15 protein-coding genes, 1 tRNA gene and 1 pseudogene are annotated in these 14,849 nt (G+C 62.5%); 3 read left to right on the top strand and 14 right to left on the bottom strand.

Annotated features, from left to right (window positions below; translation table 11 throughout):
• Positions 1 to 137: 137 nt before the first annotated feature.
• On the bottom strand, positions 138 to 851 hold the full coding sequence (locus EAG14_RS09160; RefSeq protein ID WP_099655662.1) for a YebC/PmpR family DNA-binding transcriptional regulator: 714 nt from the start codon (positions 849 to 851) through the stop codon (positions 138 to 140).
• Between the two features lie 332 nt (positions 852 to 1,183).
• Here EAG14_RS09160 and EAG14_RS22730 point away from each other — a divergent pair, with 332 nt between their 5' ends.
• On the top strand, positions 1,184 to 1,381 hold the full coding sequence (locus tag EAG14_RS22730; protein WP_143225950.1) for a hypothetical protein: 198 nt from the start codon (positions 1,184 to 1,186) through the stop codon (positions 1,379 to 1,381).
• Between the two features lie 143 nt (positions 1,382 to 1,524).
• On the opposite strand, the gene EAG14_RS09155 is transcribed toward EAG14_RS22730, so the two are convergent.
• The 5 genes from EAG14_RS09155 to tolB all read right to left on the bottom strand — a co-directional run bounded on the left by EAG14_RS09155 (position 1,525) and on the right by tolB (position 5,166).
• Positions 1,525 to 1,600 (bottom strand) — tRNA-Lys (locus EAG14_RS09155).
• Positions 1,601 to 1,648: 48 nt separating this feature from the next.
• The gene (locus EAG14_RS09150; RefSeq protein ID WP_240456977.1) at positions 1,649 to 2,440 is read right to left on the bottom strand and encodes a ThiF family adenylyltransferase; all 792 of its coding nucleotides are present in this window, start codon (positions 2,438 to 2,440) and stop codon (positions 1,649 to 1,651) included.
• Between the two features lie 37 nt (positions 2,441 to 2,477).
• Complete coding sequence (ybgF, locus tag EAG14_RS09145; RefSeq protein ID WP_099655664.1) at positions 2,478 to 3,260, bottom strand: tol-pal system protein YbgF; 783 nt, start codon at positions 3,258 to 3,260, stop codon at positions 2,478 to 2,480.
• On the bottom strand, positions 3,260 to 3,796 hold the full coding sequence (gene pal, locus EAG14_RS09140; RefSeq protein ID WP_099741308.1) for a peptidoglycan-associated lipoprotein Pal: 537 nt from the start codon (positions 3,794 to 3,796) through the stop codon (positions 3,260 to 3,262). Before pal ends, ybgF begins: the two co-directional genes overlap by 1 nt.
• Positions 3,797 to 3,840: 44 nt before the next feature.
• Positions 3,841 to 5,166: a Tol-Pal system beta propeller repeat protein TolB gene (tolB, locus tag EAG14_RS09135; protein ID WP_371414407.1), complete on the bottom strand. Its 1,326-nt coding sequence runs from the start codon at positions 5,164 to 5,166 to the stop codon at positions 3,841 to 3,843.
• 330 nt (positions 5,167 to 5,496) lie between these two features.
• On the opposite strand from tolB, the gene msbA reads away from it, so the two are divergent.
• A complete protein-coding gene (gene msbA, locus EAG14_RS09130) occupies positions 5,497 to 7,284 on the top strand; it encodes a lipid A export permease/ATP-binding protein MsbA (protein ID WP_121728655.1) in 1,788 nt (595 codons plus the stop codon).
• A gap of 84 nt (positions 7,285 to 7,368) precedes the next feature.
• Here the strand turns inward: msbA and EAG14_RS09125 are convergent, their stop codons facing one another.
• The 6 genes from EAG14_RS09125 to mltG form a co-directional block, all read right to left on the bottom strand.
• Positions 7,369 to 8,040: an ankyrin repeat domain-containing protein gene (locus EAG14_RS09125; RefSeq protein WP_099741311.1), complete on the bottom strand. Its 672-nt coding sequence runs from the start codon at positions 8,038 to 8,040 to the stop codon at positions 7,369 to 7,371.
• The gene (locus EAG14_RS09120) at positions 8,034 to 8,855 is read right to left on the bottom strand and encodes a TatD family hydrolase (RefSeq protein ID WP_121728654.1); all 822 of its coding nucleotides are present in this window, start codon (positions 8,853 to 8,855) and stop codon (positions 8,034 to 8,036) included. The genes EAG14_RS09125 and EAG14_RS09120 overlap by 7 nt, the downstream gene beginning before the upstream one ends.
• 62 nt (positions 8,856 to 8,917) lie before the next feature.
• Complete coding sequence (locus tag EAG14_RS09115; RefSeq protein WP_099655670.1) at positions 8,918 to 9,277, bottom strand: PilZ domain-containing protein; 360 nt, start codon at positions 9,275 to 9,277, stop codon at positions 8,918 to 8,920.
• A gap of 5 nt (positions 9,278 to 9,282) precedes the next feature.
• Positions 9,283 to 10,311, bottom strand: coding sequence for a DNA polymerase III subunit delta' (locus tag EAG14_RS09110; RefSeq protein ID WP_121728653.1), 1,029 nt, complete (start codon positions 10,309 to 10,311; stop codon positions 9,283 to 9,285).
• On the bottom strand, positions 10,308 to 10,985 hold the full coding sequence (tmk, locus tag EAG14_RS09105) for a dTMP kinase (RefSeq protein WP_121730387.1): 678 nt from the start codon (positions 10,983 to 10,985) through the stop codon (positions 10,308 to 10,310). Before tmk ends, EAG14_RS09110 begins: the two co-directional genes overlap by 4 nt.
• 28 nt (positions 10,986 to 11,013) lie before the next feature.
• Positions 11,014 to 12,003 (bottom strand): endolytic transglycosylase MltG, encoded by a 990-nt coding sequence (gene mltG, locus EAG14_RS09100; protein WP_305781979.1) that lies wholly within the window; start codon positions 12,001 to 12,003, stop codon positions 11,014 to 11,016.
• A gap of 45 nt (positions 12,004 to 12,048) precedes the next feature.
• Here mltG and EAG14_RS09095 point away from each other — a divergent pair, with 45 nt between their 5' ends.
• Positions 12,049 to 12,975, top strand: coding sequence for a folate-binding protein YgfZ (locus EAG14_RS09095; RefSeq protein WP_121728651.1), 927 nt, complete (start codon positions 12,049 to 12,051; stop codon positions 12,973 to 12,975).
• Positions 12,976 to 13,044: 69 nt separating this feature from the next.
• Here EAG14_RS09095 and EAG14_RS09090 read toward each other — a convergent pair.
• Positions 13,045 to 13,902, bottom strand: a pseudogene (locus EAG14_RS09090) (YbgC/FadM family acyl-CoA thioesterase).
• Between the two features lie 5 nt (positions 13,903 to 13,907).
• Positions 13,908 to 14,837: an alpha/beta hydrolase gene (locus tag EAG14_RS09085; protein ID WP_121730386.1), complete on the bottom strand. Its 930-nt coding sequence runs from the start codon at positions 14,835 to 14,837 to the stop codon at positions 13,908 to 13,910.
• Positions 14,838 to 14,849: the final 12 nt, after the last annotated feature.

The following is a 14,849-nucleotide window of genomic DNA, read 5'->3' as shown; positions in this document are numbered from 1 at the left end:
GTTGAACAGCACGGGCACTGAAGGCAGTGCATCCGTGCATGCATGGGTGCAGGCGTCAGCCAGAGCCCAGCGGCGGCAATGCGCCAGCGCTGGTGGCCGCCATGCAAGACGAAGGCAGCCCATGCCAGCGCAAACGCTCAGCCTGCCAAGCTCACAAAAACATTTTGCACATCGTCGTTGCCATCAATCGCAGCCAAGAAATTTTCCACTTCTTCCAGCTGCTCGGCCGTCAGGTTGGCGGGATTGACAGGATTCTTGGGCTTGTAGCCCAGCTTGGCAGACAACACGGTAAAGCCTTGCGCGGGCAGTGCACGGCTAACCAAGTCAAGGTCCGTTGGGTCTGTCCAGAACGTGGTCGTGCCCTCTTCATCCCCGGCTTCAAAGTCCTGGGCGCCCGCCTCAATGGCAGCCAGTTCAGGGTCTGCGTCAGGCTTGGCGGGTTCCGCTTCAATCATGCCCACGTGGTTGAAATCCCACGCCACCGAGCCAGAAGTGCCCAATTGCCCCTTGCGGAACAACACCCGCATTTCAGGGGCCGTCCGGTTCACATTGTCCGTCAGGCATTCAACCATCACTGCAACCTGATGGGGCGCAAAACCTTCATAAATGACGCGCTCGTAGTTGACCGCATCAGCACCTGTGCCAGAGCCCTTTTTGATGGCGCGCTCCAGAGTGTCTTTGGGCATGGACGCCTTGCGAGCCTGCTCGACCACCAAACGCAGGCGGGAATTGCTGGCGGGGTCGGCGCCACCACGGGCAGCCACGGTGATTTCCTTGACCAGCTTGCCAAACAGCTTCCCTTTGGCGTCGGCCACAAGGGCCTTGCCTTTTGCTTTCCACTGTGCGCCCATGGCGGTTCTCTTTCTAGGTGTTGTAGCGCGCGACGGCGCTGGTTGGTTGATAGATCGGTGCGCAGGGCCGCTCTTGCAAGCCCAGACTACACGCATTGCTGTATTTTCCTTGATGCGAGCGCACCACCACCGCGTGCAGCCCCATCCAGCAGGTCTTAGAACCTGTTTACGACCTCACTTGTCCCACGTCAGTCCTCAGTGCCGTCATGCCGTCATGCAGGCATGGAACATACAAACGACAAACCGATGAATTACTCTGCTATCAGTTGCAAAGCGGCCCGACTTCACGCAACATCGCTGCGCCAATTTCGGCAACCAGGAGTAATCACAACATGAAAAAAATCCTTGTCCTCGCGCTCGCGCTCGCAATGTCACCGGTCATCATGGCCAAGAGCGTCAACCACAGCACGAAAGGACATTCTGTGCAGAAAAGCGCTCACGCCAAGCCCACCCATCGCAACAAGGCCAAGCCCAGCAGCCACCGAAGGACCGCAAAGCCACACACCAACAAGGCTGGCACACAACGATAAATACTCAGGGCCAACCTGCTTTGGCGGCAGGTTCGCCCTAGCCCCCTTTCCAGGGGGCACCACAGCACCCAGCAACCCATCGACCAAAAACAAAAACCCGCTACTTTTTCAAGAGCGGGTTTTGCGGCAAATGCCGAATTGGGTGGTAGGACGTACTGGATTCGAACCAGTGACCAACGGATTAAAAGTCCGCTGCTCTACCAACTGAGCTAACGTCCCAACCTGGGCTTTTACATTTCTGTAAAGACTCAAATTATAGCTTGAATTTCAGGACTTCAAAGAAGTCTCTGCTATTTTGTCGATCACCCATCCGGCGGCACACTGACCAAAGGTGGCCGTCACCGCAACCACCGAGCCATAGCCATGGCAGTTGAGCGAGCCATCCCCTTCGCCAGCCAGCATGCAAGACGCATCGGGTGGCGCAACCGCTTCACGGCTGAAGACGCACACCACGCCCATTTTTTTCCCATCGCGCGCAGCCCGATGGTGCTTGCGCAAACGGTAGCGCAGCTGCGCCAGCAAGGGGTCGTGGGTTGTAGCAGACAGATCGTCGATGTCCACTTTGTGGGCCAGGCGTTTCCCCCCTGCCGCCCCCACCGAGATCAGGCGATGTTTGCCAGAAAGCGCCCAGGCCGCCATGGCGGTCTTTGCCTTCACCTGATCGCACGCGTCGATCACAGCATCCACAGCAACGCCCGCCAGCAAACCCGGCCAGTTGTCGGCATCCACAAAGTCGTCAATGCAATCCACCCTGCAAATGGGGTTGATCTGGGCAATGCGGTCGCGCATGGCCAGCACCTTGGCTTGGCCCAAGGTGCCCGAGAGCGCATGGATCTGGCGATTGATGTTGGACTCTGCAACATGGTCCATATCGATGAGTGTCAGGTGCCCCACGCCGCTGCGGGCCAAGGCCTCAGCAGCCCAGGAGCCCACACCACCCACACCCACAACGACCACATGCGCGCCGCGAATGCGCTGCGCACCCGCTACGCCGTAGAGCCGCTCCAGTCCGCCAAACCGGCGTTGCGTGACCTCGTCAGGGGCCACTGAGCCAGGCACGGCACCAGAACCACTCAGGTCAACGGGCGCAAAGGGATCACTTGAGCCGGGCAAGTCGCTCTTTCGCCGCTGCGGCTGCCTCAGACTGCGGGTACGCGCGAACCAAATCTTCCAGCGTCTTGCGGGAAGCCCGGTTGTCCTTCAACTCCAACTGGCAGTTGGCAATCGACAGCGCAGCTTCAGGGGCACGAGCATGGGTCGGAGCATCCGTCAACAACTGCTTGAAGTTGCCAATGGCTTCCTTGTAGTCACGCTGCGCATACTGGGCATTGCCCAGCCAAAAACGCGACGAAGGCACATAGCCACTGCGCGGGTTCTGGCGCACGAACGACGCAAAGGCGGTGCTGGCTTCTGCGAACTTGCCAGAGCGGAAGATCGCCAGCGCGGCTTCAAAATCCCGCTTTTCACTGGGGTCGGCCTGGAACTCCTGGCCATCCAGAGTCACCTTCACCGGTTCAAACTTGCTCAGGCGTTCATCCACCCCCTGGGCAATGTCTTTCTGGCGACGCTGCAGGTCGGCCACGTCGCGCAAAAGCTGCTCATTCTGGCCACGCAATTTGGCTTGCTCAGAGCGCAGCAACTCGATCTGGTTCTGCAGATCGAGGAGGTTGCGGCGAAGCTGTTCACTGTCCTGGCGCAACTCCTCAGCCGATCGTTGCTGGGTCGCTTGCATGGAGTCCACGCGCTGGCGCAGCTCCAAAATAGCCCTGCGTGCTTCACCATCTTCGAAGATGGCGGCTTGGCTGGCCGTGGCAAAAAGCCCTGCCAGCAAGGCTGCCAGCAGGGTTTTGACCGGCTTAACGATCAGTGGCGATTGCATCAGCGGTACGACAGTTCAGCGCGGCGGTTCTTGGCGTGGACTTCTTCGGTACCGCCCTGGGCTGCAGGCTTTTCCTTACCAAAGCTCACGGCTTCGACTTGAGCGTCTTGCACGCCCAGCAGGGCCAGTGCGCGGCGCACAGCCTCCGCACGCTTTTGGCCCAGGGCCAGATTGTATTCACGGCCACCGCGCTCATCGGTGTGGCCTTCCACCATCAGCTTGCGGTTACCGCCAGCCTTGATGAAACGGGCATGCGCTTCGATCACAGCCTGGAACTCTGGCTTGATGACATAGCTGTCGTAGTCAAAATACACAATGCGGCTCACACCCACGGGGCCAGCGCCATCGCGGGCCGATTGGTTCAGATCCACACCGGCCACGCCGCTTTGGCTGGTGCCGCCCGAGTTGGCACCGTTGCCAGTCGTGGACGAGGCTGTTTTGTCTTCCACAGGCACATCGTCAAGCTTGACGCCAGAGCTGCAGCCAGCGGCCATCAATGCGACGAGGGAAAGTGCCAGGGTTGCTTGTTTGATCATCCAAAAATCTCCAAAAATACAGATTGCTAAGAAAACTCAAAAATTCATTGTTTTTGAAACGCGCCCCAATCGGGTTCACGGATGTCTCCCGCTTGTCCGGCCAAGCGAGCCTTGATTTTCCCATCCAACGTGGTGGTCATCAGCGCCTCGCGGCCCTGTTGCTGGGTTGCGTAGACCAGCAAGCGACTGTTGGGGGCGAAGCTGGGATTTTCATCCGCCGTGGTGTCGGTGATGGCATTGGCCATACCCGTTGCCAAATCCATGACGTGCAGCTTGAACGCACCGCCCACCCGCGAGATGTAGGCCAGCCATTTCCCATCGGGGCTGATGCTGGGCGAAATGTTGTAGGTGCCAGAGAACGTGACCCGCTCTGCATTGCCGCCGCCCACGGGCACACGGTAAATCTGCGGGGCACCTCCACGGTCGCTGACAAAGTAAATGCTGCGCCCGTCACCCGAGAAAACCGGCTCGGTATCGATACCAGAGCTTTGCATCAGGCGCCGTGGCTCACCACCATTGGCATCAATGGTATAGAGCTGCGAGCCGCCGTCACGGCTGAGTGTCACAGCCAGCGTACGGCCGTCCGGCGCCCAGGCGGGCGCGCTGTTGGAGCCACGGAAATTCGCAATCAAACGGCGTCGGCCCGATGCTACGTCATGGACGTAGACCACAGGCTTGCGCGACTCGAACGACACATAGGCGATCTGCCCGCCGCTCGGGGACCATGCGGGCGAAATAATGGGTTCAGGGCTGGACAAAGCAGACTGGGCGTTTTCGCCGTCTGCGTCGGCCACCCACAGGCTGTAGCGTGGGCCTGTTTTGGTCACGTAGGTGATGCGGGTGGAAAACACCCCGCGCTCGCCTGTGAGCTTTTCGTAAATGAAATCTGCAATGCGGTGGGCGACCAGACGCAGATCGCCCTGCGTGACGACAAAGCTTTGGCCGCCCAAGTCCTGCCCACGCACCACGTCCCAGAGGCGAAAACGAACATCGTAGCGCCCATCGGCCATGCGAGTGACACTGCCCGTCGCCAAGGAATCCGCACTCTTTTGCCGCCACAGGGCGACATCCGGGCGAGAAGACTCGTCCAATGCGGCACCCGAGGCATCGACGGACCGGAACTGCCCGCTGCGCTCCAAGTCGGCCTGCACGATGGCTGCGATTTTTTGGGGAGATTGCGCATCACCCCGAAACGGTGCAATGGCAATGGGCAGCTGGTTCAACCCCACGCCAACAACTTCAACGCGAAACTGCGCCAAGGCGGGCATTGCCGAAGTGGCTGCAGCGGCCGCCAACAGATGGCGGCGATGGGGATGCGGCACAGCCGCAAGGAAAGTTTGGAGTGAATTTTGTTCGATGGTCATTGGCATCCAGCAGTAGCCGAACAATCGCCGCATGGCGTAAGACAGGCCCGAATGTTACACACAGGCGACGCCCCCCTGTGACAAACTGTGCAGCCCTTGTGGGGTGAAGACATTTTTACGGGCGACAAACCTGTGATGGAGCATGGTTCTTCAACACAAGCGCATTTTCCAAAGGCTGCAATTTTGGCACTGCGGACGCGCGCCGTTTGCAGCCGCGCAGGTTTGTTGACACTTTCAGCCTGAAGTTCCACGAACTTGTGCAGGGCGAGCCCTCTGTGAGCATCCGGCAGCAGCCCCTGGGCTACAGCTCGTAGCAAAACGTAGAATCCCCCGCACATGCAAGCACAAGAAACCAGAGCCGCACAGGCCCAAACTCCCAGCCTCCCATTGATGACCCGATTGGCTAGGCTGGCCGTTTATTTTGGACACCAGCGCCTTGCCTGGGGCCTCGCCATTGCCGCTACGCTGGTGGGTGCAGTGACAGAGCCCATGATTCCAGCGCTGTTGCAACCCCTGCTGGACAAAGGCTTCACCCAAGGAACCCTGCAACTGTGGACTGTCCCCCTGGCCATCATGGGGGTGTTTTTGGTGCGCGGTTTCGCACAGTTTGTGGGGCAGTACGCTCTGGCAAAAATTGCCAACGAAGGCATGCTGCTGCTGCGCAAGGCGCTGTTTGACCGCGTGCTTTCGGCAGAAATGGGCTTGTTTGGCCGCCAGTCGGCCAGTGCGCTGTCCAACACCGTGGTGTATGAGGTGCAAAACGGCTCGAACCTGCTGGTGCAGGCCCTGCTGGGGCTGTCGCGTGACGGGTTCACCCTGGTGGCACTGCTGGGGTATCTGCTTTATTTGAATTGGCAGCTCACACTGATTGTGGCAGTGGTCGTTCCCGGGGTCGCCTGGATCATGAAGACGCTGTCGCGCAGGCTGTACCACCTTACCAAGGTGAGTCAGCAAGCCACGGACGAACTGGCCTATGTGGTAGAAGAAAACGTGCTCGCCCACCGCATGGTGCGCCTGCACGGCGCGCAGCAGGGGCAAGCCGGGCGTTTTGCCGCACTCAGCCAGAGCCTGCGCAGGTTGGCCATCAAGTCCACCATCGCATCGGCCGCGATGACCCCGCTGACCCAGTTGCTGGCGGCCGCAGCCCTCTCGGTGGTGATTTGCATTGCACTTTGGCAAAGCCGAGGCGCTGTGGACGCCAAAGATGTGACGGTGGGCGGCTTTGTCTCCTTCATCACCGCCATGCTGATGCTGATTGCCCCCATCCGCAGACTGGCCGATGTGGCCAACCCCATCACCCGCGGCGCAGCAGCGCTGGAGCGGGGCTTGTCATTGCTTGGAGACACAGGCGCTGAAGCCCAGGGCACCCACACCGCAGACAGGGTGCGCGGCGAAATCGTGCTGAGCCATGTGAGCGTGCAATTTGGCACTGACCAGGCCCCGGCGCTTGACGACATCAGCCTGCGGGTTGCCCCCGGCGAAGTGGTGGCGCTGGTGGGCCCATCGGGTGCAGGCAAGACCACACTGGTCAATCTGTTGCCACGCTTCATCAACAGCAGCCAGGGGCAGATCACGCTGGACGGGCAAGAGCTGACCACCTGGAACCTGGCATCGCTGCGCGGCCAGTTCGCCATGGTGAGCCAGGACGTCGTGATGTTCAACGACACCATTGCCGCCAACGTGGCACTAGGCAGTGCCATGGATGAGCAGCGCGTGCATGAATGCCTGGCTGCCGCCAACCTGGCAGAGCACATTGCCGCCCTGCCCCAAGGCATTCACACCGTGGCAGGGCACAACGCGGCCCAGCTCTCAGGCGGCCAACGGCAGCGCCTGGCGATTGCCCGCGCACTGTACAAAAATGCGCCCATCCTCATCCTGGACGAGGCCACCTCGGCCCTCGACACCGAATCAGAACGGCTGGTGCAAGACGCGCTGCAGCGCCTGATGCAGGGCCGCACGACGCTGGTGATTGCCCACAGGCTCTCCACCATCGAGCACGCAGACCGTGTGGTGGTCATGGAGCGCGGAAAAATCGTGGAGCAAGGCAGCCACACGCAGTTGATGGCCGCTGGCGGTCTGTATGCGCGGCTGCAAAGCCGGCCAGGAGCAACAGGCGCCCACTGACGAACGCGGACAGAGCAACCACGGCCCCGTGCCACGGGGCCAGGGCACGGACGCCACAGTCGGCCTCAATCGGCAGCGGTTAGCTCACCAGGCCCCGGCGTTGGGCTGCCGCTTGCGAATGGCCGCAGCGATTTGCGCAGCCGCCTCAGCGCGGCTGACACGCTGGGCAAAGTTCACGGCCGTCAGCCCCAACCGGTTTTTCAGCGTAGGGTCAGCCCCCTCAGCCAACAGCAACTTGACGATATCGGACGAGCCGTATTGCGCTGCCATCATCAACGGAGTGGTTCCGTTGGGCGAGGCCGCATCGATGTACGCATGGTTTTCCAGCAGCAGCGCAGCAATGCGCAGGTGCTGCTCCGTGCCACCCGATGCCGCGTAGTGCAGGGGCGTCCAGCCGGTTTTGTTGACGTCGGCATCGCGCGCAATCAGCTGTTTGACGGCGTCTTCATTGCCCTTGATGGCCGCCATCATGAGCGGGCTTTCGTCCTGGGCGTTGCGCGCCTCGACCTGGGTGTTGCGCGCCGCCATCAGTGCCTCAAAGGCTTTGTGCGACTCTTCCTTGAGCGCAATGACCAAACCCACCTGCCCCTTGGCATCCCGCGTGTTGGGATCAAAACCCCTGCGCAACAGGGCTGTGATGGTGTCCGGGTCGTCCCGCAAAATGGCCGTGAAGAAATCGTCGTACGAGCCAGCCACAGCCCATGTTGCGGCTCCGGCCAGGGCGGCACCCAGCAAGGCGGCACGGCGCGTCAGCATGTCACGCCTCCTGCCACAACCCCCGTGAACAAGGTATCAAAATTGCGACTGGTGGCCTGCGCCACCTCTTGCACAGATAGGCCCTTGCACTGGGCCACCTGCTGCGCCACATACGGCACATACGAAGGGTTGTTCGTCTTGCCCCGGTAAGGCACCGGCGCCAGATAAGGGCTGTCGGTTTCGATGAGGATCCGGTCCAGCGGCGCAAAGGCCACCACGTCGCGCAGATCCTGCGCATTCTTGAAAGTGATGATGCCGGAGAACGACAGGTAGTAGCCCAGGTCCAGCGCGGCGCGGGCGACCTGCATGGATTCGGTGAAGCAGTGGAACACGCCCCCAGCCACATTACCCGCACCGTCCTCGCCCTCTTCCCGCAAGATGGCCAGGGTGTCGTCCGAGGCGCTGCGGGTGTGGATGATCAAAGGTTTGGAGCAGGCGCGCGCTGCGCGGATGTGGGTGCGAAAACGGTCGCGCTGCCACTCCAGATCGGCAATGCTGCGACCGCCTTTGCGGTCTTCCATGCCGTAGTAGTCCAGCCCCGTTTCACCAATGGCCACCACACGCGGCAACGCTGCTTTGTCCAGCAAATCCTGCAAGCTGGGCTCCTGCACGCCCTCGTTGTCAGGGTGCACCCCCACGGTACTCCAGAAGTTGTCGTAGCCCAGGGCCAGCGCATGCACGTCACCAAACTCTTCCATGGTGGTGCAAATACACAGGGCCCGCTCCACCTGCGCATCGGCCATGGCCTGGCGAATGGCTGGCAATTGGCTCACAAGGTCAGGAAACGAAAGGTGGCAGTGCGAATCGGTAAACATGCGGACTCAAAATGAAAAAGCCGACCCGCCAGCGCGGGTCGGCACAGGGCGCGAAGGCGCCATCAAATGGTTTGGGTAGGACGTTCGGAGCCGAGCGCAGTTCCCAGAATTTCTTCGATCTTGAGCTTGAGCAGGCGCGACTTGTCATCTTTTGGAAACTGAATGCCCACGCCTTGGGTGCGATTGCCAGCAGCCCGTGCGGGGGTCACCCAGGCCACGCGGCCTGCCACGGGGTAACGCTGCGTATCGTCAGGCAGTGTCAGCAGCACATACACATCGTCACCCAGCTTGTAATCCCGCTGGGTGGGCACAAAGATGCCACCCTCTACAAAAAACGGGATATACGCGGCATACAAGGCGCCCTTTTCCTTGATGGCCAGCTGCATGACGCTGGGACGGGGTGCGGTGGATGGACTGCTCATGGTGATCAATGCGTTGGTTGTCTGGAGTGTAGGGTGTTTCGCGCCTGGGCGACAAGCGCCTCCAGCATCAGGCCTGCGTTGAACGGATGGTCTGCCGTGCGCGCTTCTTTGGCCAGGGCCTTGGACCAGCGCGTCAAGGCCGCCAACGGCGGTGGCTTGGGCAGGTCGGCTACAGCAAAGTAGCGCGGAGCCGCGCCCACCCCCACCGACAGCAAATCGTGACACAGCTTCTGCAAGGCATCGATGGCCTGGGCCGGAGCCCAATCGCCCAAAGCCGTCACATCGCCCCGCGCCATGGCCTGCGGCAACGAGCCCCAAGCCTGCGGACTGCGCCCCGAGCGAGCCACGGCCAAGGCATCGTCTGGCCGCCCGCCTGCGGCACGCAAAAATGCCGTGGCCGCATCGGCAGCAATGCCTTGCGATTGCAGCCAAGGCAACATTTCCGCCTGGCTGGGCCACACCATGGTGTGGCCCAGGCAACGGCTGCGAATGGTGGGCAGCAGCTGGTGCGCAGCCTCACTGGCCAACACAAACCGCACATCGCCGGGTGGCTCCTCCAGGGTTTTGAGCAACGCGTTGGCCGTGACATGGTTCATTTGCTCGGCCGGGTACACCAGCACCGCCTTGCCGCGCCCCCGCGCCGAGGTGCGCTGCGAGAACTCCACCGCATCGCGCATGGCCTCCACACGGATCTCGCGGCTGGGTTTACGCTTCTTGTCGTCAATTTCAGCCTGGGCCTTTTCGGACAGGGGCCAGCCCAGCGCCAGCATCTGCACCTCAGGCATCAGCACGCACACATCGGCATGGGTGCGCACGTCAATGGCGTGGCAACTGGCGCACTGGCCGCAAGCGCCATGGGCCGTGGGGGCATCGCACATCCACGCGCGCACCAGCTCCAGCGCCAAGGCATATTGCCCCATGCCCGAAGGGCCTTGCAGCAGCCAGGCATGGCCGCGCTGGGCCAGCAGCGTGGCACGCTGCGCAGCAATCCAGGGCGCCAGAGGCTGGGTGTCGGGGCTGGAATGCTCGCTCATGGGGCCAACCCAGGTGTGGGCACCATGATGGACAACCAACCCTTGCGCACAAAAACGCTGGTGAGCTGCTGCCACACGCGGTGGCGATCTTGGGCAGCGTCGATGCGTGCGAAGCGCTGCGGGGCCCCTGCAGCACGGTCGGCATAGCCCTGGGCTACGCGCTCAAAAAAGGCCACGGGTTGCGACTCAAAGCGGTCGGGTACGCGCGCGCCCACCAGCCGCTGCGCGGCAATCTCAGGGGCCAGGTCAAACCACACAGTCAAATCAGGTTCTCGCATCAAACCAGGCTCTGGCGCAAGCCCTGTCTGCGCCATGCGCTCCAAAATAGTTAGCAGCTCAAGGTCAAAGCCGCGCCCGGCACCTTGGTAGGCAAAGGTGGCATCGGTGAAGCGGTCGCACAACACCACATCGCCCCGGGCCAGGGCGGGCTCAATCACCTGGCGCAAATGGTCGCGCCGGGCCGCAAAAATCAACAGGGCCTCGGTCAACGCGTCCATGGGGTCGTTGAGGACCAGGTCCCGCAGCTTCTCGGCCAGCGGCGTGCCACCGGGCTCGCGGCTGAGCGTGACGGTGCGCCCCTGGGCGCGAAATGCCTGGGCCAGGCCGTCGATGTGCGAGGACTTGCCCGCACCGTCGATGCCTTCAAACGAGATGAACAAGCCAGTACGTGACATGAAACCCTTCAATGGTGGACGGCCGTCTTTATTGGGATTGCCCGCGCTGGTAGCGGTTCACGGCCCGATTGTGCTCGTCCAGGCTGGCGCTGAAATGGCTGCTGCCATCGCCCTTGGCCACAAAGTAAAGCGCGCGGGTGGGCGCAGGCTGCACCGCCGCCAGCAGCGCCGCCTTGCCCGGCATGGCTATGGGTGTGGGTGGCAGGCCAGGACGGGTGTAAGTATTCCAGGGCGTGTCGGTCTGCAGGTCGCGACGGCGCAGGTTGCCATCAAACTTGTCGCCCATGCCGTAGATGACCGTGGGGTCGGTCTGTAGCAGCATGCCGGTGCGCAGGCGGTTGGCAAACACCCCAGCGATCTGCGGCCGGTCACTGGCGCGGCCGGTTTCTTTTTCCACGATGCTGGCCAGCACCAAGGCTTCGGCAGGGGTCTTGAGCGGCAGGTCGGGCGAGCGCAAGGCCCAGGCAGCTTCGAGCTTGCGGTCCATCGCATGCAAGGCGCGCCGCAGCAGGGCCAGGTCGCTGGAGCCCTTGGCGTAGGAATAGGTATCGGGGAAGAACCGCCCCTCCGCAGGCACCCCAGGGCGGCCCAGCTGCTCCATGATCTGCTCGGCGCTCAGCTGCGCAGTGTCTTGCTTGATCAACTCTTCCTTGGCCAGCGCCTGGCGCACTTGTTTGAAGGACCAGCCCTCCACCAAGGTCAGCGTGCGCAAGGCCTCTTCACCCCGCACCAGCATGCGCAGCAAGCTGCGCGGCGTGGTGCCCGCCGGAATTTCATAGTTGCCCGCCTTGATCAAGCGGTCTTGCCCCGACAGCCGGAACCAGGCGTACAGCAATTGCGCATTGGCTTGGGCGCCTGCAGCCACCACATCGCGGGCCACGCCGCGCGGAGTGGTTCCGGGCTCAATGGCCAGCTCCAGCGGCTCTGCGCCGGTAGCCAGGGGCTCGTGCAACCACCATGCGGCAGCGGCGCCGCTGGCGATCAATAAAACAAACACCCATGCCAGTAAACGTCGCACAACCCTGCTGCCTGTGTGAAAAGGAGGGGGCATCATAATTCAGCCATGACGCAGCTTTTGAACGGTATTGCCCCCCTGTCCCACCTTGGCGTGATTCGCGTAGCAGGCGAAGACGCCACCAAATTTCTCCAAGGCCAGCTCACACAAGACTTTGCGCTACTGGACATGCAGCACGCCCGGCTGGCCGCCTTTCTCTCGGCCAAGGGCCGCATGCAGGCCAGCTTCATTGGCTTCAAGCGCAGCGACACCGAAGTGCTGCTGATTTGCAGCCAAGACCTGCTGGCCCCCACGCTCAAGCGCCTGTCGATGTTTGTGCTGCGCGCCAAGGCCAAGCTCAGCAACGCCTCTGCCGACTTTGCGCTGTATGGCCTGGCTGGAGATACTATTAATTCGATAGCTGGCAGCGCTTATCCTGCTTGGTCCAAGGCCGATTTCGATCAAAACACCCTCGTTCACCTCTACCCCGCAGCGGGCCAGCCACGCGCGTTGTGGATCGCGCCCCAGGGCAGCGCCGCCCCGCAAGGCCCCTTGCTGGATGCCTCCGTCTGGCTGTGGAGCGAAGTGCAAAGTGGCGTGGCCACGCTGACCGCACCACTGGTCGATGCCTTTGTGCCGCAGATGCTCAACTACGAGTCCATTGGCGGGGTGAACTTCAAAAAGGGCTGCTACCCCGGCCAGGAGGTGGTGGCCCGCAGCCAGTTCCGTGGCACGCTCAAGCGCCGCACCTACCTGGCCCATGCCGACAACGGCTTTGCGGTGGGCAGCGAGGTGTTTGCCGCCAACGACCCAGAGCAGCCCTGCGGCACCGTGGTGCAGGTGGCGCCCAGCCCCGAGGGCAGCGGGGTGGATGCCCTGGTGTCCCTGCAAATTGCGGCCACCGAGCACGCCTTGAGCGTTGTGCCTGCAGGCGCGGCCGATGGCATTGCGCTGCAACTGCTGCCCCTGCCTTACCCGTTGCTCGACGACATTTGAGCGAGAACCCGGGGCAGTCAGGCCGTCAGGCTGCGGGCGCGCACACTGCCCAGCAGCACTCGCTCCAACCTAAAAATCCCGCGCCATCAGCACATGGGCAATGCCAGCCTTCTGGTAGGGCTCGCCCGCCACAGCAAACCCTGCACGCTGATAAAACCCCTGGGCACTGCACTGTGCATGCAGCTGCACCTGTTGGTCGCCACGCGCGCGGGCGGCATCCATCAAGGTGTTGAGCAACACACGGCCCCATTGGGCGCCACGCACGGATCGATCCACCGCCATGCGGCCAATGCGCCCCACGCCCGGAGCTTGCTGCAATAGCCGCCCGGTGGCAACCGGCTGGCCGAGGCGGTTGTACAGCACAGCATGGCGTGCGCTGGCGTCCAGCGCATCGGCTTCCACATCGGCGGCAATGCCTTGTTCTCTCACAAACACCGCTGTGCGCAGGCGGCCTGCATCGCGGCCCAGGGCGTTCCAGTCGCCCGTGCGCGCCTCCACCATGTCTGCGCCTGCTTCAAAACCTTCGAGCATGGCCCGCAGCGCAGGGGGCACCGGGGTGGACGTCTGCGTCGAGGGGTCGGCAAACACATACACCAGCTCGCCACTCACCAGCAGCTTGTCGCCACTGAAGATGCCCGCTTCAAACAGGCTGGACGAGTTGCCGATGCGGGCTCAGCGCAGGCCCACCTCCAGGGTGTCGTCCAACTTGGCCGAGGCGTGGTACTCCAGCATGGCTTTTTTCACATACATCTCGCCGCCCAGCGTCTGCATGCTGGCCTCATAAGGCAGCGCCAAGGCACGCCAATAGTCCGACATGGCGGTGTCGATGTACATGAGGTAGTGGGCGTTGAACACGATTTTCTGCATGTCCACCTCGGCCCAGCGCACTCGCAGGCGGTGCACACAACGGAAGTTCTGGCGTTGCATCAGGCTCACTCCATGGCAAAGGCTTGTCGCAGCGCCAAGGCTGCATCGGCGTGGGCTTTCAGTGCCTCTGGCACAGCCCGCCCCATCTTGATGAATTCGTGCGTCACACCCCGGTAGATTTCCAGGTCCACCGGCACACCGCTGGCGCGCAGCTTGTCGGCGTAGTCCACGCCCTCGTCCACCAGCGGGTCGCACTCGGCCAGCCCGATCCATGCCGGCGCCACGCCTTCCACATCGGGTGCATGCAAGGGGGCAAAGCGCCAGTCCTCGCGCTCAGCGCGGGTTTGCACATAGTGGCCAAAAAACCAGCTGATGGCGGGCTCCTCCAGCACCAGGCCCCTGGCAAACGTGGCATGGGATGGCGTGTCCTGGTGCGCCGCGCAGCCAGGGTAAAACAGCAGCTGCAGTGCCAGCGGCAAGCCAGCATCGCGGGCGCAAATGGCATTGACGGCGGCCAGCGTGCCGCCTGCGCTGTCGCCGCCCACCGCCAGTCGCGCCGGGTCAGCGCCCAGTGTGGCCGCATGCTGGGCCAGCCAGGCCAATGCGTCCCAGGCATCGTTGGACGCCGTGGGAAAACGGTGCTCCGGTGCCAGCCGATAGTCCAGCGACACCACCATGGCCCCGGACAGGCGGGCCAGCTCACGGCACAGTACATCGTGCGTGGCAATGCTGCCGATGGTGAAGCCACCACCGTGGGTGTACAGCAGCACAGGCAGCAGCGCACTGCCCCCAGCCGCTACCGGCGCATACAGACGCGCAGGCAGGCGGTGGCCGTCGCGCGCGGGAATATGAAAGTCTTCCACGCGGGGTAGCACTGCCTTGGCCACCTCCAGCACGCCCGCGCCCGCCTCGTAGGCCTTGCGCGCATCCTCGGGCGTGCGGGTGTGCAGCGGAGGATGGCCCGCGCGGGCCATGCCCTGTAGCACGCCGCGCATCTGCGGGGTCAG

Origin of the sequence: Acidovorax sp. 1608163, from assembly GCF_003669015.1 — a bacterium.
In the GTDB taxonomy this organism is placed as follows: domain Bacteria; phylum Pseudomonadota; class Gammaproteobacteria; order Burkholderiales; family Burkholderiaceae_C; genus Acidovorax.
The sequence above is the reverse complement of the archived record's forward strand: the minus strand, read 5'-3'. Positions and strand labels throughout refer to the sequence as shown.

Coding starts and splice junctions, on each gene's coding strand:
- tolB (WP_371414407.1), bottom strand. CDS start 5,166: ATGCCAATGACCATCGAACAAAATTCACTCCAAACTTTCCTTGCGGCT.
- EAG14_RS09095 (WP_121728651.1), top strand. CDS start 12,049: ATGACGCAGCTTTTGAACGGTATTGCCCCCCTGTCCCACCTTGGCGTG.
- EAG14_RS09110 (WP_121728653.1), bottom strand. CDS start 10,311: ATGAGCGAGCATTCCAGCCCCGACACCCAGCCTCTGGCGCCCTGGATT.
- EAG14_RS09125 (WP_099741311.1), bottom strand. CDS start 8,040: ATGCTGACGCGCCGTGCCGCCTTGCTGGGTGCCGCCCTGGCCGGAGCC.
- EAG14_RS22730 (WP_143225950.1), top strand. CDS start 1,184: ATGAAAAAAATCCTTGTCCTCGCGCTCGCGCTCGCAATGTCACCGGTC.
- EAG14_RS09115 (WP_099655670.1), bottom strand. CDS start 9,277: ATGAGCAGTCCATCCACCGCACCCCGTCCCAGCGTCATGCAGCTGGCC.
- msbA (WP_121728655.1), top strand. CDS start 5,497: ATGCAAGCACAAGAAACCAGAGCCGCACAGGCCCAAACTCCCAGCCTC.
- ybgF (WP_099655664.1), bottom strand. CDS start 3,260: ATGCAATCGCCACTGATCGTTAAGCCGGTCAAAACCCTGCTGGCAGCC.
- tmk (WP_121730387.1), bottom strand. CDS start 10,985: ATGTCACGTACTGGCTTGTTCATCTCGTTTGAAGGCATCGACGGTGCG.
- pal (WP_099741308.1), bottom strand. CDS start 3,796: ATGATCAAACAAGCAACCCTGGCACTTTCCCTCGTCGCATTGATGGCC.
- EAG14_RS09120 (WP_121728654.1), bottom strand. CDS start 8,855: ATGTTTACCGATTCGCACTGCCACCTTTCGTTTCCTGACCTTGTGAGC.
- EAG14_RS09160 (WP_099655662.1), bottom strand. CDS start 851: ATGGGCGCACAGTGGAAAGCAAAAGGCAAGGCCCTTGTGGCCGACGCC.
- EAG14_RS09085 (WP_121730386.1), bottom strand. CDS start 14,837: ATGCGCGGCGTGCTACAGGGCATGGCCCGCGCGGGCCATCCTCCGCTG.